17 protein-coding genes are annotated in these 17,239 nt (G+C 75.0%); 7 read left to right on the top strand and 10 right to left on the bottom strand.

The genetic code is table 11. The features are described from left to right. Positions 1–19: 19 nt before the first annotated feature. Complete coding sequence (gene rfbB, locus J3P29_RS01505) at positions 20–1,027, bottom strand: dTDP-glucose 4,6-dehydratase (protein WP_210491230.1); 1,008 nt, start codon at positions 1,025–1,027, stop codon at positions 20–22. Positions 1,028–1,179: 152 nt separating this feature from the next. Here rfbB and J3P29_RS01500 point away from each other — a divergent pair, with 152 nt between their 5' ends. Next, positions 1,180–1,593 carry a hypothetical protein gene (locus tag J3P29_RS01500; protein ID WP_210491229.1) on the top strand — a complete coding sequence of 138 codons (414 nt, stop codon included), beginning with the start codon at positions 1,180–1,182 and terminating at the stop codon, positions 1,591–1,593. Here the strand turns inward: J3P29_RS01500 and rfbD are convergent. The 3 genes from rfbD to J3P29_RS01485 all read right to left on the bottom strand — a co-directional run bounded on the left by rfbD (position 1,590) and on the right by J3P29_RS01485 (position 4,618). Beyond that, on the bottom strand, positions 1,590–2,558 hold the full coding sequence (gene rfbD, locus J3P29_RS01495; protein WP_210491227.1) for a dTDP-4-dehydrorhamnose reductase: 969 nt from the start codon (positions 2,556–2,558) through the stop codon (positions 1,590–1,592). The two genes, J3P29_RS01500 and rfbD, sit on opposite strands and share 4 nt — an antisense overlap. A 20-nt stretch (positions 2,559–2,578) precedes the next feature. After that, positions 2,579–3,661 carry a glucose-1-phosphate thymidylyltransferase gene (locus J3P29_RS01490; RefSeq protein ID WP_210491226.1) on the bottom strand — a complete coding sequence of 361 codons (1,083 nt, stop codon included), beginning with the start codon at positions 3,659–3,661 and terminating at the stop codon, positions 2,579–2,581. Positions 3,662–3,736: 75 nt separating this feature from the next. Further along, complete coding sequence (locus J3P29_RS01485; RefSeq protein ID WP_210491225.1) at positions 3,737–4,618, bottom strand: LysR family transcriptional regulator; 882 nt, start codon at positions 4,616–4,618, stop codon at positions 3,737–3,739. A gap of 114 nt (positions 4,619–4,732) precedes the next feature. On the opposite strand from J3P29_RS01485, the gene J3P29_RS01480 reads away from it, so the two are divergent. The 4 genes from J3P29_RS01480 (at position 4,733) to J3P29_RS01465 (ending at position 8,884) form a co-directional block, all read left to right on the top strand. Then, positions 4,733–5,695 (top strand): DMT family transporter, encoded by a 963-nt coding sequence (locus J3P29_RS01480; protein ID WP_210491224.1) that lies wholly within the window; start codon positions 4,733–4,735, stop codon positions 5,693–5,695. 146 nt (positions 5,696–5,841) lie between these two features. Next, positions 5,842–6,465: a TetR/AcrR family transcriptional regulator gene (locus J3P29_RS01475; protein WP_210491223.1), complete on the top strand. Its 624-nt coding sequence runs from the start codon at positions 5,842–5,844 to the stop codon at positions 6,463–6,465. A gap of 119 nt (positions 6,466–6,584) precedes the next feature. Then, positions 6,585–8,120, top strand: a complete 1,536-nt coding sequence (locus J3P29_RS01470; RefSeq protein ID WP_210491222.1) for an AMP-binding protein — start codon at positions 6,585–6,587, stop codon at positions 8,118–8,120. After that, positions 8,117–8,884, top strand: a complete 768-nt coding sequence (locus tag J3P29_RS01465; RefSeq protein ID WP_210491221.1) for a crotonase/enoyl-CoA hydratase family protein — start codon at positions 8,117–8,119, stop codon at positions 8,882–8,884. Before J3P29_RS01470 ends, J3P29_RS01465 begins: the two co-directional genes overlap by 4 nt. Before the next feature lie 15 nt (positions 8,885–8,899). Here J3P29_RS01465 and J3P29_RS01460 read toward each other — a convergent pair whose 3' ends face one another. Together J3P29_RS01460 and J3P29_RS01455 are read right to left on the bottom strand one after the other, a co-directional pair. Beyond that, complete coding sequence (locus J3P29_RS01460) at positions 8,900–9,379, bottom strand: pyridoxamine 5'-phosphate oxidase family protein (RefSeq protein WP_210491219.1); 480 nt, start codon at positions 9,377–9,379, stop codon at positions 8,900–8,902. A gap of 137 nt (positions 9,380–9,516) precedes the next feature. Beyond that, on the bottom strand, positions 9,517–10,710 hold the full coding sequence (locus J3P29_RS01455; RefSeq protein ID WP_210491218.1) for a low temperature requirement protein A: 1,194 nt from the start codon (positions 10,708–10,710) through the stop codon (positions 9,517–9,519). Positions 10,711–10,850: 140 nt separating this feature from the next. Here J3P29_RS01455 and J3P29_RS01450 point away from each other — a divergent pair, with 140 nt between their 5' ends. Both J3P29_RS01450 and J3P29_RS01445 read left to right on the top strand, forming a co-directional pair. Beyond that, positions 10,851–11,033 (top strand): hypothetical protein, encoded by a 183-nt coding sequence (locus J3P29_RS01450; RefSeq protein ID WP_210491217.1) that lies wholly within the window; start codon positions 10,851–10,853, stop codon positions 11,031–11,033. 143 nt (positions 11,034–11,176) lie between these two features. Then, complete coding sequence (locus tag J3P29_RS01445; RefSeq protein ID WP_210491216.1) at positions 11,177–12,859, top strand: catalase; 1,683 nt, start codon at positions 11,177–11,179, stop codon at positions 12,857–12,859. Between the two features lie 169 nt (positions 12,860–13,028). Here J3P29_RS01445 and J3P29_RS01440 read toward each other — a convergent pair whose 3' ends face one another. The 4 genes from J3P29_RS01440 to J3P29_RS01425 all read right to left on the bottom strand — a co-directional run bounded on the left by J3P29_RS01440 (position 13,029) and on the right by J3P29_RS01425 (position 17,238). Beyond that, complete coding sequence (locus J3P29_RS01440) at positions 13,029–14,069, bottom strand: hypothetical protein (RefSeq protein ID WP_210491215.1); 1,041 nt, start codon at positions 14,067–14,069, stop codon at positions 13,029–13,031. A 92-nt stretch (positions 14,070–14,161) separates the two neighbouring features. Beyond that, complete coding sequence (locus J3P29_RS01435) at positions 14,162–15,352, bottom strand: ATP-binding cassette domain-containing protein (RefSeq protein ID WP_210491214.1); 1,191 nt, start codon at positions 15,350–15,352, stop codon at positions 14,162–14,164. Positions 15,353–15,364: 12 nt separating this feature from the next. Then, complete coding sequence (locus J3P29_RS01430) at positions 15,365–16,210, bottom strand: carbohydrate ABC transporter permease (RefSeq protein WP_210492959.1); 846 nt, start codon at positions 16,208–16,210, stop codon at positions 15,365–15,367. Between the two features lie 44 nt (positions 16,211–16,254). After that, positions 16,255–17,238, bottom strand: coding sequence for a sugar ABC transporter permease (locus tag J3P29_RS01425; RefSeq protein WP_210491213.1), 984 nt, complete (start codon positions 17,236–17,238; stop codon positions 16,255–16,257). Position 17,239 lies beyond the last annotated feature (1 nt).

The following is a 17,239-nucleotide window of genomic DNA, read 5'->3' as shown; positions in this document are numbered from 1 at the left end:
GACGGGCGGCGCCGCCCGCTCAGCCCTTGGCCGTGAAGGCGTGGTCCTGGCCGTAGACGCGGCGGTAGTACGCCTTGTACTCGTCGGTCTCGACGAGCGGCTTCCACCACCACTCGTGGTCGCGGTACCAGTGGACGGTCGACTCCAGGCCGCCCTCGTCGAAGTCCACGCGCGGCTTCCAGCCCGCGAGCGCCTCGAGCTTGGAGGAGTCCAGCGCGTAGCGGAAGTCGTGGCCCAGCCGGTCCTCGACGTGCTTGATCTGGTCCTCGGACGCGCCGGTCAGCGCGATGATCCGCCGGACGACGTCGATGTTGACCTTCTCCTTGGCCCCGCCGACGTTGTAGGCCTGGCCGGCCTCGCCGTGGGTCAGCGCGGCGTGGATGCCGGAGGCGAAGTCGTCGACGTGCAGCCACGTGCGGACCTGGTCGCCGGCGCCGTAGACCGGCAGCGGACCGCCGTGCAGCGCGTTGAGCGTCATCACGGGGATGAGCTTCTCGGGGAACTGGCGCGGGCCGTAGCAGTTGGACCCGCGGGCGATGACGACGTCCTGCCCGTAGGTGTGGTGCGTGGCGAGGACCATCAGGTCGGCGCCGGCCTTCGACGCCGAGTACGGCGAGGACGGCTCGAGCGGGTGCTCCTCGGTGAACGCGCCGTCGACGATCGAGCCGTAGACCTCGTCCGTGGAGACCTGGACGTAGCGGACGCCGCGCCGGCGGGCCTCCTCGACGAGCGTGAAGGTGCCCAGCGCGTTGGTGCGCACGAACGCCTGCGCGTCGAGGATCGAGCGGTCGACGTGCGTCTCGGCCGCGAAGTTGACGATCGCGTCGACGCCCTGGGCGGCCAGCTCGACCGCGTCGGGATCCTCGATGCGGCCGACGACCAGGTCGACGCCGAGGTCCTCGACGTTCTCGCGGCGCCCCGCGTAGGTCAGGGCATCGAAGACGCGGACGTCGTCCCCGGCCGCGACGCGCTGGCGCACGAACGCGGACCCGATGAACCCCGCACCACCACAGACGAGCAGCTTCATACGGGGCGAAACCCTACGGGACCGGGCGCGGATCGGCACGCGGCACCCCCGCCCGTCCGGGTCCGGGCCGCGCCGAGGACGACGAGACGTCCAGCCCGCCGGTCCGCCCGAGCGCCCGGCCGTAGGATCGCCGCCATGCGGAGGGCGGGAGCGTGAGGGTCGAGGACCAGGCGGGACGGACGTGGCGGGTGCGCCGCCGCTGGCTGCCGTGGCGGCGCAGGATCCGCGAGGTCCCCGACGTCGGCCCGGACGTGTCGCTGGGGGACGACCCGATCAGCATCATCATCGGGCTCTTCCTGCTGATCCTGGCGATCCCGGCGCTCATCGTCCTGACGGTGCTGCTCGCGGAGCTGGTCCTGCTCGTCGTGCTGCTGCCGGTCGTCGTGCTGCTGCGCCTGGCCGCCGGCTGGCTCGGCTTCGGCTGGACGATCGAGGTGTGGGCGCGCCCGCGCGACCGCCGCTGGTTCGGCTGGGAGCTGGACCGCGAGGAGCACGTGAAGGGCTGGGCGCGCTCCCGCGACCGCATCCGTGCCCTGGCCGACGAGCTGCGCGCCGGCCGCCCCTAGGCCTCGGGGGCGAGCCGGCCGACCTCGGCCAGGTGCGCGCGAACGCCCTCGCGCCAGTCCGGCAGCGACGGCACGTCGCCGCGGGTGTTCGCCAGCACGCTCCACGCCGGGCGCTTCGCGGGGCGCGGGAAGGCGTCCGACGTCACCGGCGTCGCGCGGGTCGCCACGCCCGCCAGGCGGAAGGTCTCCGCCGCCAGGCCGCACCACGTCACCTGCCCGCTCCCCGCCGTGTGCGCGACTCCGCGGACCTCGCTGCCCGCGAGCGCGACGAGCACCGGGGCCAGGTGCCCGGTCCAGGTCGGGCTGCCGGTCTGGTCGTCGACGACGGTGACCTCGTCGCGGCCCTCGGACAGGCGCAGCATGGTGTCGACGAAGTTGCCGCCGCCCTCGCCGAACAGCCACGCGGTGCGGCAGACGACGTGGTCGGGGTTGTGCTGCGCGATCTCGCGCTCGCCGGCGAGCTTCGTGCGGCCGTAGGCGCCCTGCGGGTCGACCGGCGCGTCCTCGGCGTACGGCGCGTCGGCGTCGCCGGCGAAGACGTAGTCCGTCGAGACGTGGACCAGGCGGGCGCCGAGGGCGGCCGTCGCCTTCGCCAGGTTGCCGGCGCCGGTGCCGTTGACGGCCAGCGCGTCGGCCTCGCGCTCCTCGGCGCCGTCGACGTCGGTCCAGGCGGCGCAGTTGATCACCGCGGTCGGCGAGACGCGCTCCAGGTACGCCGTGACGCTGCCCAGGTCGGTCAGGTCGAACGCCTCGCGCGTGGCGCTCACCACGTCCCAGCCGTGCACGCGGCCGACGTCGACCACCCGGTGCCCCAGCATCCCGTTCGCCCCCACGACGACGAGCCGGCGCTGCTGACGCTCGGCCTCGGCCCGCTGGACGTCGTCCCGGTCCAGGGCGTTCTTGTTCGGCCGGATGACCATGTTCGGCCCGAGCCGCTGGACGTTGCGCTGCTGCGAGAAGCCCATGTGCGTCGGCTCCGACGCCCCTAGAGGATCTCGATCTCGGCGTCGTCGCCGACCATGAAGCGGTAGGCGCGCGGGGTGCGCTCGCCGCGGCGCACGACGACGTTGCGACCCAGGAGCGAGGACTCGATGCGGCCCTCCAGCCCGATGAGCTGCGCGCGCTCGAGCAGGATGGAGTGCTCCACCTCGGACCGCTCGACGACCGCGCCGGTGGCGATCGCGGAGTACGGGCCGACGTACGAGTCGGTGATCCGCGCGTCCTTGCCGATGACGACCGGCCCGCGGACGACGGAGCGCTCGATGCGGGCGCCCTCCTCGATCACGACGCGGCCGTCGATCTGCGAGTCCGCGTCGACGTGCCCCTCCACGCGCCGCTCGACGACGTCGAGGATCAGGCGGTTGGCCTCGAGCATGTCGGCGAGCTTGCCGGTGTCCTTCCACCAGCCGTGCACGACGTGCGGCTCGACGCGGTCGCCCTGGTCGACCTGCCACTGGATCGCGTCCGTGATCTCCAGCTCGCCGCGCGCGGACGGCTCGATCGCCTTCGCGGCCTCGAGGATGCGCTTCGTGAACAGGTAGACGCCGACGAGCGCCAGGTCGGACTGCGGCTCGGCGGGCTTCTCGACCAGGCGCGTGACGCGGCCCTCGTGCAGCTCGGCGACGCCGTAGCTCTTCGGGTCGTCCACGGGCTGCAGCAGGATCATCGCGTCGGGCGCGTTCTGCGTGAACTCCGCGACGAGCTCCTGGATGCCGCCCTGCAGCAGGTTGTCACCCAGGTACATCACGAACGACGAGTCGCCCAGGAACTCCTCGGCCGTCAGCACCGCGTGCGCCAGGCCGGCCGGCGAGCTCTGGTCGATGTACGTGATCCGCACGCCCTCGCCGAACTGCGAGCCGTCGCCGGCGACCTTGCGGATCTCGCCGCCCGTCTCGGGGTTGAGGATGATCCCGATCTCGGTGATTCCCGCCTCGACCATCGCCTCGATCCCGTAGAACAGCACCGGCCGGTTCGCCACGGGGACGAGCTGCTTGGCCGACGTGTACGTGATCGGGCGCAGCCGCGTGCCGCGACCGCCCGAGAGGATCAGGCCCTTGAGGTCCGCCATAGGGGGCGGAGACTAGCGGCGGGCCGCCGCGCCGCGGACGGACGACCGAGAGCGTGCAGGCGGCCGCCGGAGCGTTCAGGCCGCGGCGGACGCACGCCGGGCGCGGGTGACGGCGGCGGTGCGGCGCCAGACCGCCCGCCGGAATCCGTCGAGGACCGCAGCGGTGTCCTCGCGCGCGACGAGCCACAGCCGCGTCGCGTCCGGCCCGTCGAAGGGCGCGCCGGTCAGCGGCACCAGTCCCTCGGCCGCCCCGGAGAGCAGCGCCACGCCCAGGCCCGCGCGCACGGCCGAGCGCACGCCCGACAGGTGCGGGCTCTCGGCCGTGATCTCGGTGCGCCGCCCGGCCCGGCGCAGGTGCTCCAGGCCCAGGTCGCGCATCGTGCACGGCGGGTCGTACGCCACGACCGGCAGGGGATCGGGGAACACCGCGCCGGGCCGGGCCAGCGCGCCGCCCGCGTACCAGGCCAGCGGCACGGTGCCGAGCTCGACCGCGCCGTCCACCTCGCCCGGGTCCATGACGATGGCGGCGTCCAGCTCGCCGTCGAGCAGCCGCCGCCGCAGCGGGCCGGAGCGGTCGACGCGCAGCTGGACGGGCCGATCCCCGGTGCGGGCCCGCAGCTCAGCGAGCAGGTCGGGCAGGACCGGGTCGACGACGTGCTCGACGGTGCCCAGGACGAACGGCGCGCGCCCGGGGTCCTCGCGGGTCAGCCGCGTCAGCGCCCGGTCGTGGACGGCGAGCAGGTCGCGCAGCTCGCGGGCGGCGACCTCGCCGCGGGGCGTGACGGCGACGCCGCGGCCGGCCCGCTCGAGCAGCGGGCCGCCGAGCCGGGTCTCGAGCCGGCGCACGTGCCCGGACACGGCCGGCTGGCTCAGGTGCAGCGCCTCGGCGGCGCGCCCGACGCCGCCGAAGTCGACGACGGCCAGGAACGACCGCACGTGCGCCAGGTCCAGGTCCATGCCGCGGATGCTGCCAGCGCGCGGCGCCCGGGGGAAGCGACCCATCACGAACCGCGATGGGTCGCCGGCGCGCGGCGATGGTCGCCGCGGCCCGGCGGCCGCACCCTCGGTGGCGTGTCCCTGACCGCACCCGTCCTGTTCGTCCTGCTCTGGAGCTCCGGCTACGTGGTCGGCGCCGTCGGCGTCGGCGCGGCCGGGCCGTTCGCGCTGCTCAGCCTGCGCTTCGTCCTGGCGACGCTCCTCGCCGTGCCGCTGGCCCTGCGCGTGCCCGGATGGCGGCGCGCGCCGTTCCGCCGGCTGGCGCTGATCGGCCTGGCGACGCAGGCCGTGCAGTTCGCGGGCGCCTACTCGGGGCTGGCCCTCGGCGTCCCGCCCGCCCTGTCGGCGCTCGTGATGCTGGGCCTGTCGCCGCTCGCCTCGACCGCGGTCGCGGCCCGGCTGGGACTGGAGCGCCCGGGCCGCCGCACGTGGGCGGCGCTGACCGTCGGCGCGCTCGGCGTCGCCGTCAGCGTGGCGCCGGAGCTCGGCGACGCGCGCGTCGGGCTGGGCGTCGGGCTGACCGTGCTGGGGACGCTCGGCCTGGTGGCGGGGACGGTGCTGCAGCGGGGCGCCCCGCCCGTCGACCCGCGCGTGTCGGCCGCCGTGCAGGTCGGGACGGCGGCGCTCGTGACGGTGCCGATCACCGCCGCCGCCGGCGGGCTGCACCTGCACGCGTCGGCGCCGCTGGCGTGGAGCGTGGCGTGGCTCGCCTGGCCCCTGTCGGTCGGCATCGCCGTGCTCATGGCCCACCTGCTGACCCTCCACCACGTCAGCACGGTGTCGGCGCTGCTGCTCGTGGTCCCCGCCGCGACGACGCTGCTGTCGTTCGCGCTCCTGGGGCAGGCGCCGCACCCCCTGGCGGTGGTCGGGATGGTGGTGACGGCCGTCGCGGTCGGGGACGTCGTCCGGCGTCCGGCGGCGTCGACCGGCGACGACGCGCCGCCGGCCCGGGTCGCGCCGGGCGTCCCGGCCCGGCCGCCGGTCGGCGGCGCGCCGACGGCGCCGACCGTGCCCTGGACCGCGGCGCACCGCGCGTGACGGCGCGCCCGGCCGGTCCGCCAGAATCGGGCGATGCGCCGTCGCGCCGCCCCTGACGTCGCCGGGCCGGCTCGCCCGGTCGCGGTCCGCCGAACACGCCGAACGCCCGCCGCCCCTGGCGGCCGCCGCCCGGGGGCACCACGCTGATGCCCGAGGGGTCCGCCCGCTCGCCGCGAGGCGAGGCCACCCGCGCCCGGCTGATCGAGACGACGGTCGAGCTCCTCGTCGACGTGGGCTACGCGGAGACGACGACGGAGGCCGTCCGGCGCCGCGCCGGCGTCTCTCGCGGCGCGCTCCTGCACCACTTCCCCTCGCGCGCCGACCTGGTGGTCGCCGCCATCGCCCACATCGCCGCGGAACAGGCCGCGGCGCTGCGGGCGGCCGCGGCCACCCTGGACGAGGACGGCGACCGCGTCTCGGCCGCGCTGGCGGTGCTGCTGCGCACCCATTCCGGGCCGCTGTTCCTCGCCGGCCTGGAGCTGTGGCTGGCCGCGCGCACCGATCCGGCGCTCCACGCGGTCCTGCTGCGCCACGAGCGCGGCGTCGGGCGGGAGCTGCGCCGGGTGCTGCGAGCGCTGTTCGGCCCCGCGGCCGGGGCGTCCGCGCCGCTCGACGCCGCGTGCGAGCTGACGCTCGTGGCGCTGCGCGGACACGCGCTGACCTCGATCCTCCGCACCGACGCGGACCGCGACGCACGCCCCCCGGCGGGGCTGGAGGCCGCGCTTCGGGCCCTCCTCTCCGGGGACGGACCACCAAACAGTCAGGGTTGACGGTTTGCGGTCGGGTCCGGTAGGACTCCGGCCATGACGGGGCAGCAGAACGACGAACGCGTGCCGCTCGCGGCCGGATCCGGCGGCGCGGCCGATGGCGGCGCCCGGGAGCCCCGCGGATGCTGACCGTCGACCTCGTCCGCGCCGGCGCACGCCGGTGGGGCGCCCGCCCCGCGCTGACCTACCGCGACCGGACGCTGAGCTTCGCCGACGTGGACGGGCTCGCCAGCCGCATGGCCAACGCGCTCATCGCCGGCGGCGTCCGGCCGGGCACGCGGGTGGCCATCCTGGCCGACAACGGCCCGTACTCGCTGTCGATCGACTTCGCGTGCCTGAAGGCGCGCGCGACCCGCGTGCCGCTGAACGCCCGGCTGTCGTCGTCCGAGCACGCCCGCATGCTGGCGGAGTCCGGCGCGACCGTCCTGCTCTACACCTCCTCGCTCGCCGACCGGGCCGCCGAGCTCCTCGCGGCCGCCGACGCCGTCGACGGGCTGAGCGTCGGCCCGGCGCCGCACGGCCACCCCGACCTGCTGGTGCGCGCCCAGGACGGGTCGGCGCGGGATCCGTTGCTCGCCGCGACGCCCGACGACGTCGTCCTGGCCCTCTTCACGTCGGGGACGACGGGGACGCTGAAGGCCGCCCAGCACACCCAGGCGACCTACGCCGCGGTCTGCGCCAACATCCTCGCCAACCTCGTCTCGCCCGGGCGCGACGACGCGATGCTGCACGCCGCGTCGCTCATCCACGCGAGCGGCACGTTCGTCCTGCCGTTCTGGCTCCGCGGTGCCCGGGCGGTCGTGCTCGACGGCTTGGACCCCGACGCGTACCTGGAGCAGGTCCGGGCGACGGGCGCGACCCACGCCAACCTGGTGCCGACGATGATCACGATGCTGCTCGAGCGCGGCGGCGACGCCGACCTCGGGCGGCTGCGCTCGATGGTCTACGGCGCGTCACCGATGCCCCGGGCCACGCTCGAGCGCGCCCTCGCGACGTGGGGCCCGATCCTCACCCAGTACTACGGGCAGACCGAGGCACCGCTCTGCCTGGCGGTCCTCGACGCGGAGGACCACGTCGGCGACGACGTGCCCTACGGCGCGGCCGGCCAGCCGGCCGTCGACGTCGAGCTGCGCCTCGTCGACGCGGACGGGCGCGACGTCGCCGACGGCGAGGTCGGCGAGATCGCGGTCCGCGGACCGATCGTCCACGCGGGCTACCTGGACGCGCCGGAGCTGGACGCGGCGGTCCGCATGCCGGACGGCTTCATGCGCACCCGCGACCTCGGACGCCGCGACGAGCGCGGCTTCCTGCACCTGGAGGACCGGACGAGCGACATGATCGTCACCGGCGGCTACAACGTGTACCCGCGCGAGGTCGAGGAGGCGCTCGTCGCGCATCCCGACGTCGTCGAGGCGGCGGTGGTCGGCGGCCCCGATCCCACGTGGGTCGAGGCGGTCACGGCGTTCGTCCGGGTCCGCCAGGGCGCCGAGGTCGACGCCGAAGCGCTGCGGTCGCACGTCCGCGGACGGGTCGCCGGCTACAAGGTGCCCAAGCGCGTCGAGCTCGTCGACGACCTGCCGAAGAGCGCGGTCGGCAAGGTCCTGCGCCGCGCGCTCCGCGACCCGCTGTGGGCCGACCACGACGGGGGCGGGCGATGAGCACCGTCCGCGTCGACCGCGACGGCCCGGTCTGGACGATCGGGATCGACCGGCCCGACGTCCGCAACGCGGTCGACCGCCCGACCGCCGAGCGGCTGGCCGACGCGTTCCGCGCGTTCGACGCCGACCCCGACGCGGCGGTCGCCGTCCTGTACGGGACCGGCGGCCACTTCTGCGCGGGCGCCGACCTGAAGGCGTTCGCCGAGGGCCGCGGCAACCGCACCGAGCCGACCGGCGACGGCCCGATGGGGCCGAGCCGCATGCACCTGGGCAAGCCGGTCATCGCCGCCGTGAGCGGCCACGCCGTCGCCGGCGGCCTGGAGCTCGCCTGCTGGTGCGACCTGCGCGTGGTCGAGGAGACGGCCGTCTTCGGCGTCTTCTGCCGCCGCTGGGGCGTCCCTCTCATCGACGGCGGGACGGTTCGCCTGCCGCGGATCGTCGGCCGCAGCCACGCGCTCGACCTGATCCTCACGGGCCGCCCCGTCGCCGCGGACGAGGCGCACCGGATCGGCCTGGCGAACCGGGTGGTCCCCGAGGGCGGCGCGCTCGACGCCGCGGTCGCGCTGGGCCACGAGCTGGCCCGCTTCCCCCAGGCGACGCTGCGCGCCGACCGCCTGTCGGCGCTGGAGGGCGAGGGTCTGGACGAGGACGCGGCGCTGCGCCGGGAGTTCGCGCGGGGCGTGGAGGTCCTCGACACGGCGGCCGAGGGGGCGACGCGCTTCGCGTCGGGCCGCGGGCGGCACGGCGACTTCTCGGACCTCTGACGCCGCGCGCCGCCCTCAGTACACGCCGGCGGCGAGCTTCCGGTGGTCCCAGGTCGCGCGGCGGACCTCGACGAACTCGAACGCCACGCGCTTGGCCGCCTGCGCCTCGACCATCCCCTGCGCACCCTCCGGGAGCGGGGCGCCGTCGGCCAGGCCCGGGGTGTAGCGCCGCAGCACGTCCGTCCCCACGCCCGCGACCGTCTCCAGGTCGCGGTGGATGACCGCCTCGCACTCGAGCATCACGCCGCGCAGCTGGTCGTACGTCTCGCCCGCCTCGACCTGCAGCGTCGCGCGCGGGTCGCGCTCCAGGTTCTTCGTCTTCTGCGACTTCGCGAACGTCCAGGCCCAGACGCGCCCGTCGCGGACGACGAACCACAGCGGCATCAGGTGCGGCCAGCCGCGGGGCCCCTGCGACGCGCAGATCACGGTCCGCTCCTCGTCCAGGAAGGCCAGGACCTCGTCGTCGCTCATGCGGATCTGGTCCCGGCGGCTCATGGGCGGCAGCGTAGCGCCGACTGGCTGGCTGGCCAACCCGAAGGGCGGCGCGTCGGCGCGGCCCCCCCCCGCGGTCGGCCGGATGCCTCGCGAGGACCTGCCCGTCGACGCCGGGTGCGGCGCGTCGTAGGGGCGCGTCAGTCCTCGCGGGCGAGCGCCGCGCGCATCGTCGGCCCCATCCGGTGGCGTCGCCGCCAGCCGTCGTAGCCCGCGACCGCCACGAGCACCGCCACGAGCAGCGCGCCGACCGCGAGCGCGGGCAGCGCCGTGCCGAGCAGGCCGACCACCAGGCACGCGCCGATGGCGGTCGTCCGCGACGGGCTGAGCGTCCCGGTGTTGCGCAGGCGGATCAGGTCCTGCGCCAGCAGGTAGAGGATCGGGCCCGCGACGGTGGCGACGAGCGCCGGCGTCTCGAGGGCCTCGGTCGGGTGCGCCAGGACCACCTCGTCGCCGACCGCGCTGACGACGATGCCCGCCACGAGCACGGCGTGCAGGTAGGTGAAGATGTCCCGCGCCACGGTCGTGCGGTCGTCGCCGGACCCGTGCAGGCGGGACTCCGTCAGCACCGCGATCGAGCTGAAGTACAGCCACCAGAGCGCCGCCGTGCTCGCGAACGCCACGACGACGGCGGTCACCGCGGCGAGGTCGAGCGCGTGCTCGGCCGCCGTCGCGCCCGTCAGGACGATCGTCTCGCCCAGCGCGATGATCACGAACAGCTGGAAGCGCTCGGCGAAGTGCGCGGCGCCGACGTCCCACGCCGCGGCGGGGGAGCGCCCGCGGCCGGGCAGCCAGTAGAGCGCCAGCGGACCGCCCAGGTCGACGACGAGGGCGACGCACCACAGGACCGTGCGGGCGCTGCCCTCGGCCAGGGCCCCGGCGACCCACAGCACGCCGGCGGCCGCGAACCAGGCCAGGATGCGGCCCGCGCGCTCGCGCTCGACCGTGCCGGGGCCGGCCGCGACGAACGTCATGAACCCGTGCCGCAGCAGCTGCACCGCGACGTAGGTGCCGGCGAACAGCAGGGCCCGGTCGCCCCACGCCTCGGGGATCGCCACCGCCATCAGCAGCCCCAGCAGCATGAGGACCAGCAGCAGGACCCGCACCGGCGGCAGCTCGGGGTCCAGCTCGTTCATCGCCCAGGTCGAGAAGTTCCACGACCACCAGACCACGAGCAGCACGAGCGCCGTCTGCGCGGCGCCCGTCCACGTCAGGTGCTCGAGCAGCAGGTGCGAGGTCTGGGTGATCGCGAAGACGAAGACGAGGTCGAAGAAGAGCTCGAGCGTCGAGACCCGTTGCGCGCGGTCGCCGGCGCGGCGGAGCGTGGAGGCCATGGGCCCGAAGTATGCGGGCCGGACCCCGCGTCGTCCCGGCGGCGACACCGGAAGGGACGCCACCGATCGCGCTCTGCGGCGGCCGGCCCGGTCCCGCGCGGCCGCGTGTGCGCCGCGCCGCCCTCGGGTATGCGCCGTCCATGAGCCCCACGGACCCGACCGATCCGACCGGCGCCGCCCCCGGCGACGAGGCGCCGCCCGGCACGCCCGGCACCGGCGAGGACGTCTGCCCGCGCTGCGCCGGCAGCGGCCGCGTCGACGGCGGCGCGTGCCCGGAGTGCGCCGGCACGGGCACGGTCGTGCGCGGCGTCGGCGGCGGCTGATCCGCCGCCCGCGGGGCCGTTCACCAGATCGACCCCCGCGCGAGCCGATTGCTGCAAGGATGTAGCAATAAGGTGCCCCTACAACGGGGCGCCGCCACGGCCCCGTCCGGGGCCGCAACGCCGACCGACCCCAGGAGCGAGAGATGTCCGACGTCGCCAGCCAGCCGCCCGCCGAGGGCGACGACCGCGAGGTCCTGACCAACCGTCAGGGTCACCCGATCTACGACAACCAGAACCAGCGCACCGTCGGCGAGCGTGGCCCGGCGACGCTCGAGAACTACCAGTTCCTCGAGAAGATCAGCCACTTCGACCGCGAGCGCATCCCCGAGCGCGTGGTGCACGCCCGCGGCGCGACCGCGTTCGGCGAGTTCGAGGCCTACGGCACGGTCGGCGACGAGCCGATCGAGAAGTACACCCGCGCCAAGGTCCTGCAGAAGGGCGGCCGGTGCGAGGTGGCGGTGCGCTTCTCCACCGTCGCCGGCGGCCGCGACTCGTCCGAGGCGGCGCGCGACCCGCGCGGCTTCGCGGTGAAGTTCTACACCGAGGACGGCAACTGGGACCTCGTCGGCAACAACCTGGGCGTCTTCTTCATCCGCGACGCGATCAAGTTCCCGGACTTCATCCACTCGCAGAAGCCGGACCCGGTCACGTTCGAGCGCCAGCTGCCGAACCGCGTGTTCGACTTCGCGTCCCAGACGCCGGAGTCGCTGCACATGTTCAACCTGGTCCTCAGCCCCCGCGGCCTGCCGGCGAGCTACCGCCACCAGCAGGGCTTCGGCGTCAACACCTACAAGTGGGTGAACGCGCAGGGCGAGACGAAGCTCATCAAGTACCACTGGATCCCGGAGCAGGGCGTGAAGTCCTGGACCGAGGCGGACGGCGCCGTGGCGCAGAGCCGCGAGCTCGGCGTCCACACGAAGGACCTGTACGACGCGATCGACCGCGGCGACTTCCCGGCGTGGGAGCTGCGCGTCCAGATGATGGACGACCACGAGCACCCCGAGCTGGACTTCGACCCGCTCGACGACACCAAGGTGTGGCCCGAGGAGCTGTTCCCGGTCCTGCCCGTCGGCCGCATGGTCCTCAACCGCAAGCCCGAGAACTTCTTCGCCGAGAGCGAGCAGATCGCGTTCGGCACCGGCGTCCTCGTCGACGGCCTGGACTTCTCGGACGACAAGATGCTCGTCGGCCGCACGTTCTCGTACTCGGACACGCAGCGCTACCGCGTCGGCCCGAACTACCTGCAGCTGCCGGTCAACCAGCCCAAGGGCGTCAAGGGCGGCGTGCGCACGAACCAGCGCGACGGCCAGATGGCGTACTACGTGGACGGCGGCGGCGAGAACCCGTCCGTGAACTACGAGCCGTCCATCACCGGCGGCCTGCGCGAGGCCGAGTACCCCACGCACGACGAGCAGGGCCCCGAGATCCGCGGCCGCCTCACGCGCAAGCGGATCGCGCGCACGGACGACTACACCCAGGCCGGCGAGCGCTACCAGCTGTCCGAGCAGTGGGAGAAGGACGAGCTCGTCGCCAACTGGATCGGCAACCTGTCGGCCTGCGACCGCCCGATCCAGGAGCGCATGCTCTGGCACCTGTTCCTCTGCGACGACGAGCTGGGCCACCGCGTGGGCGAGGGCCTCGGCCTGGGCGTCGACGACGTGAAGCACCTGAAGCCGCTGGCCTCGCAGGGCTGGGGGCCGAAGGAGCAGGCGCGCCTGGACAACCTGGGCAACAACGGCCCGCGCGACGTCGAGGGTCACCAGATGACGCACTGCGTGCCGAACGAGCGCGTGAACCTCGTCGACACGGCGGTCGCCGCGGACTGAGTCCCGGCAGGCGGCGCGGCCCGGGCCGCGCCGCCGCACCCCGGGCGCTCGGGCGCCCCGACGGTCACGGCCGGCGCGACGCGCCGGCCGTTCGCGTTCCGGGGCCGGCGGCACGTCGCCCCGGACGCGGGCCAGCCTGGCCGGCGCCCGGGCGCGGCGCCGCGCGGCGTCAGCGCGCCGGCGACCCCTGCGCCGCGCGGGCGGGCGCCCGGGCGGCGGGCGTCAGCAGCGTGACGCCCAGGCACGGCGGCCGCGACGCGTCGGGCCCGCCGATCACCGAGCAGCCCGACGAGACGACGGTGCGGACGACGCTCTCGCCGTGGTCCAGGCCGAGCTGCTCGACGGCGTCCGCCCCCGGGTCCTGGGCGATCGGCGCCGTCGCGAGCACGCGACCCGTGCGGACGGAGAACGTCGTCAGGTCTCGCGGGTGCCCGCCGCCGAGCGCCCAGCGCGAGACGGTGACGCGGGCGCCACCGGCGATCACGGTCGGCCGGCCCATGCCGTTGTCCGACGCGCCGCCGCTGCTCTGCCGCAGCACCTCGCGGGCCGCGCTCCCGACCCGCGCCCGCCACAGCACGTCGAGGGCGCCGACGCGCGTGCGCCGCCGGCCGTGCACGAAGACGGTGCCGTCGGCGGCGAGCGCCAGCTCGGCCACCGCGTACCGGCGCGGGACCGCGAACGCGATGCGGCCGGCAGCGCCGGGGCGCGGGGCGACCAGCACCTGGGTCCGGCCGCCGCGCTCGCGGGCGTACGCCAGGCGCCCGCGGAACAGCGCGGAGGCGCGCCACCGGGCCGAGCCCGCGACCGGGCGGACGACCGGCCGGGCGTCGGCGGCGAGGGGCACGGACCACGTGCGCGCGGGGGTGCCGAGGAGCGCCACGGGACGGCCACGGCGGTCGGTGCCGACGCTCACCGCGTTCGTGCCCGCGGGCAGGCGCACGTCGACGCGGCGCACCGCGGACGCGCCGGGGTCGCGGACGAGCAGCCGGTAGGCGCTCCCGCTGCCCCCGGCCGCGGCGTCGCCGGACGTCCACGCGACCGTGCCGCCCTGGGCGGCCACGTCGCCGACGACGGGCGACGGATCGAGCACGAGACGCCCGGAGGCCGGCGCCGGGGCGGCGACCGCCGGGGTCGCCGCGGTCAGGCAGGCTGCGACGGCCCCCAGGACGGCGGCGCGAGCAGGGGAGGACGAGGGACGGATGGCACGCATGCGGAGAAGAACACCGCACACGGCGCGACGATGCGTCGCCGCCCGCGCGGGACGACGACGTCGGCCGCGGCGCGCGGGCCGCCGGGCGCCGCTCAGGCGGCGGACGCCACGCTCTCGGGGACCGCGGTCGGGATCGCCTCGCCCGACGTCGGGTCGAAGAAGTAGAGCTGCGTGTGGTCGACGCGCAGGCCGACCCGCTCCCCCCGCGCCGGCGCCCGCCGGCCGTCGAGCACGGCGACGAACCGCGCACGCTCGTCCTCGACCAGCAGCCGGGTCTCGCCGCCGCTGGCCGCGGCCCGCACGGCGTCGGCCTGCACGCGCGCGGCCTCGACGGCGAACGTCACGTGCACCTCGTCGCCCAGGTGCTCCACCAGGTCGGGGACGACGTCGAGCGGGGCCCAGCCCGCGTCGGCCCGCGCGCCGTCCAGCGCGAACGCGCCGGGGCGGATGCCCAGGACGACGTCGCGCGTGGTGCCGTGCAGCGAGGACCCGGGGGGCAGCGGCAGGACGTGGGCGCCGAAGCGCACCTCGCCGTCCTCCACCCGCGCGCCGACGAGGTTCATCGCGGGCGAGCCGATGAACGCGGCGACGAACAGGTTCCGCGGCTGCCGGAACAGCGTCTGCGGCTCGGCGCACTGCTGCACCACCCCGTCCCGGAGCACCGCCACGCGGGTGCCCAGCGTCATCGCCTCGACCTGGTCGTGCGTGACGTAGACGGTGGTGATGCCGAGCCGGGCGTGGAGCCGCGCGAGCTCGCCGCGCATCGTCGTGCGGAGCTTCGCGTCCAGGTTCGACAGCGGCTCGTCGAGCAGGAACGCGCTGGGCTCGCGGACGATCGCGCGGCCGATCGCCACGCGCTGCCGCTGGCCGCCCGAGAGCTGCGACGGCCGGCGGTCCATCAGCGCCTCCAGGCCCAGCATGCGCCCGGCCTCGGCGACGCGCTCGGCGATCACGGCCTTGTCGACCTTGCGCTGCTTCAGGCCGAAGGCCAGGTTGTCGCGCACGCTCTTGTGCGGGTAGAGCGCGTAGTTCTGGAAGACCATCGCGATGTCGCGGTCGGGCGGCGCGACCGCCGTCACGTCGCGGTCGCCGATCACGATCCGCCCGGCGCTGACCTGCTCGAGCCCCGCGATGATCCGCAGCAGCGTCGACTTCCCGCAGCCCGACGGGCCGACGAGCACCATGAACTCGCCGTCGCGCACGTCGAGGGACACGTCGTCGACGGCGCACCGCTCCTCGCCCTCGTAGGCCTTGGAAACGCCCTGCAGCTGGATGCCACCCATGCTCGCCCTTTCTCAGCCCTTGACGGCGCTCGACGCGAGGGAGCGCACGAACGTCTTCTGGGCCGCGATGAAGGCGATCAGCACCGGGAGCGTCGCCAGGACGTTCGCGGCCATGATCGCCGATTGGTTGGTCTGCGCCCGGCTCTTGAAGCTGGCGATGCCGAGCGGAAGCGTGTTGTGGGAGTCGCTCGAGATCGCGATCGCGGGCCACGAGACGTCGTTCCAGGTGAGGAGGAACGTCAGGACCGCGACCGTGGCGAGCGCCGGCCGCGCCAACGGCAGCACGATCGTCCACAGGATCTTCCAGCGCGAGCAGCCGTCGATGTACGCGGCCTCCTCGAGCTCGGGCGGCAGCGACAGGAAGAACTGGCGCAGCAGGAAGACCCCGAACGGCGTCACGAGCGACGGGACGATCAGGGCCCCGAGCGTGTCGATCAGCCCGAGGCGCTCCATGATGATGAACGTCGGGATCAGCGTCAGCTGGAACGGGACGATCAGCGTCGCGAGCATGATCCCCAGCACGATCTTCGACCCGCGGAAGCGCATGCGGGCGAACGCGTAGCCCGCCATCGAGCAGAACACGACGCTCGCCACCACGCAGACGAGGCTGACGATCACCGAGTTGAGGAACCACGTGCCGATCTCGGCGTTCTCGAACAGGTAGCGGTACCCGTCCAGGTGCAGCGACCCGGGGATGATCGTCGGCGGGAACCTGTTGAGCTGCTCCGTGCTCATGAACGACGCGAGCAGCATCCACGCCAGCGGCAGCGCCAGCAGGACGGTGACCGGCAGGAGGACCAGGTGCCACGGGTCGAAGCGGCGACCACGCCGGCGCGCGGCCGGGGACGGCGCGCCCACGGTCTCGTCCGCCGCCGCGGCGGGCACGGGCGGGGCGGCGACGCTCACGACGCCACCCCCGCCGCGCGGCGGGCCCGGAGGCGCCCGGCGCCCCAGGCCACGGCGGTGAGCAGCACGAGCGCGCCGGCCACCAGGTACGACGCCGCGGCGCCCGTGCCGTAGGCCGACTCGCGGATCGTGCGGTACACGTAGTAGACGACCACGACGGTCGACTCGCCCGGGCCGGCCTGCGTGCTGCCGTAGACGATGTCGAAGAGCTGGATGCCCTGGACGGCCTGCCACAGCAGCAGGAACGTCGCGACGGGCGTGATCGCCGGCAGGGTGACGTGCCGGAACGTCGCCCAGCGCCGGGCGCCGTCGATCGACGCCGCGTCGGTCAGCTCGCGCGGGATGTCCTGCAGCGCGGCCAGGAAGATCACGGCGCAGAACGAGACGCAGCTCGTGCCGGCCCACAGCCCCGCGACCACGAGCAGCAGGAGCGCCTGGGAGCCGTCGGCGAAGAACGGCTGCGGGTCGAGCCCGACGAGGTCCAGCAGCGCGTTGGCCACGCCGAACTGGTCGTCGAAGATGAACGAGAAGAGGACGCCCTGCACCGTCGCCGAGATGACGATGGGGACGAACGCGAGCGTCCGGTACAGGCCGACGAAGCGGATCCGCCGGTTGAGCAGCAGCGCCAGGCCCAGCCCGCCCGCGATGGAGAGCGGGACGAACAGGACGGTGTAGAGCAGCGTGTGGTTGACCGCGCCGCGGAACTCGTCGTTCGCGAACAGCTCGCGGTAGTTGCTCAGCCCCGCCCAGGTGGTCGTCTCGGCGATCGGGTCCTTGTCCTGGAACGACAGGATCAGCGACCAGAACACGGGGACGACCGCGAGCCCGATGATGATGACCACGGCCGGGGCGATGTAGAGCCAGGCCGTGGGCGTCTCGCCGAAGACCCGCTGCGCGAAGCTGCGCTTCGGGGCGGCGATCTCCTCGGCGTCGGCGCGTCGGGACCCGCGCGATCCCTGGGCGAAGAACGTGCTGCTCATC

Source organism: Patulibacter sp. SYSU D01012 (assembly GCF_017916475.1).
GTDB lineage: Bacteria > Actinomycetota > Thermoleophilia > Solirubrobacterales > Solirubrobacteraceae > Patulibacter.
Note: the sequence above shows the minus strand (reverse complement) of the source record. Positions and strands in the feature narration are given on the sequence as shown.

Bases quoted from the DNA above. Each gene is read 5' to 3' on its own strand.
- rfbB (WP_210491230.1), bottom strand. From the start codon at position 1,027: ATGAAGCTGCTCGTCTGTGGTGGTGCGGGGTTCATCGGGTCCGCGTTC.
- rfbD (WP_210491227.1), bottom strand. From the start codon at position 2,558: ATGGGCTTCTCGCAGCAGCGCAACGTCCAGCGGCTCGGGCCGAACATG.
- J3P29_RS01490 (WP_210491226.1), bottom strand. From the start codon at position 3,661: ATGGCGGACCTCAAGGGCCTGATCCTCTCGGGCGGTCGCGGCACGCGG.
- J3P29_RS01485 (WP_210491225.1), bottom strand. From the start codon at position 4,618: ATGGACCTGGACCTGGCGCACGTGCGGTCGTTCCTGGCCGTCGTCGAC.
- J3P29_RS01475 (WP_210491223.1), top strand. From the start codon at position 5,842: ATGCCCGAGGGGTCCGCCCGCTCGCCGCGAGGCGAGGCCACCCGCGCC.
- J3P29_RS01470 (WP_210491222.1), top strand. From the start codon at position 6,585: ATGCTGACCGTCGACCTCGTCCGCGCCGGCGCACGCCGGTGGGGCGCC.
- J3P29_RS01465 (WP_210491221.1), top strand. From the start codon at position 8,117: ATGAGCACCGTCCGCGTCGACCGCGACGGCCCGGTCTGGACGATCGGG.
- J3P29_RS01460 (WP_210491219.1), bottom strand. From the start codon at position 9,379: ATGAGCCGCCGGGACCAGATCCGCATGAGCGACGACGAGGTCCTGGCC.
- J3P29_RS01455 (WP_210491218.1), bottom strand. From the start codon at position 10,710: ATGGCCTCCACGCTCCGCCGCGCCGGCGACCGCGCGCAACGGGTCTCG.
- J3P29_RS01450 (WP_210491217.1), top strand. From the start codon at position 10,851: ATGAGCCCCACGGACCCGACCGATCCGACCGGCGCCGCCCCCGGCGAC.
- J3P29_RS01445 (WP_210491216.1), top strand. From the start codon at position 11,177: ATGTCCGACGTCGCCAGCCAGCCGCCCGCCGAGGGCGACGACCGCGAG.
- J3P29_RS01440 (WP_210491215.1), bottom strand. From the start codon at position 14,069: ATGCGTGCCATCCGTCCCTCGTCCTCCCCTGCTCGCGCCGCCGTCCTG.
- J3P29_RS01435 (WP_210491214.1), bottom strand. From the start codon at position 15,352: ATGGGTGGCATCCAGCTGCAGGGCGTTTCCAAGGCCTACGAGGGCGAG.
- J3P29_RS01425 (WP_210491213.1), bottom strand. From the start codon at position 17,238: ATGAGCAGCACGTTCTTCGCCCAGGGATCGCGCGGGTCCCGACGCGCC.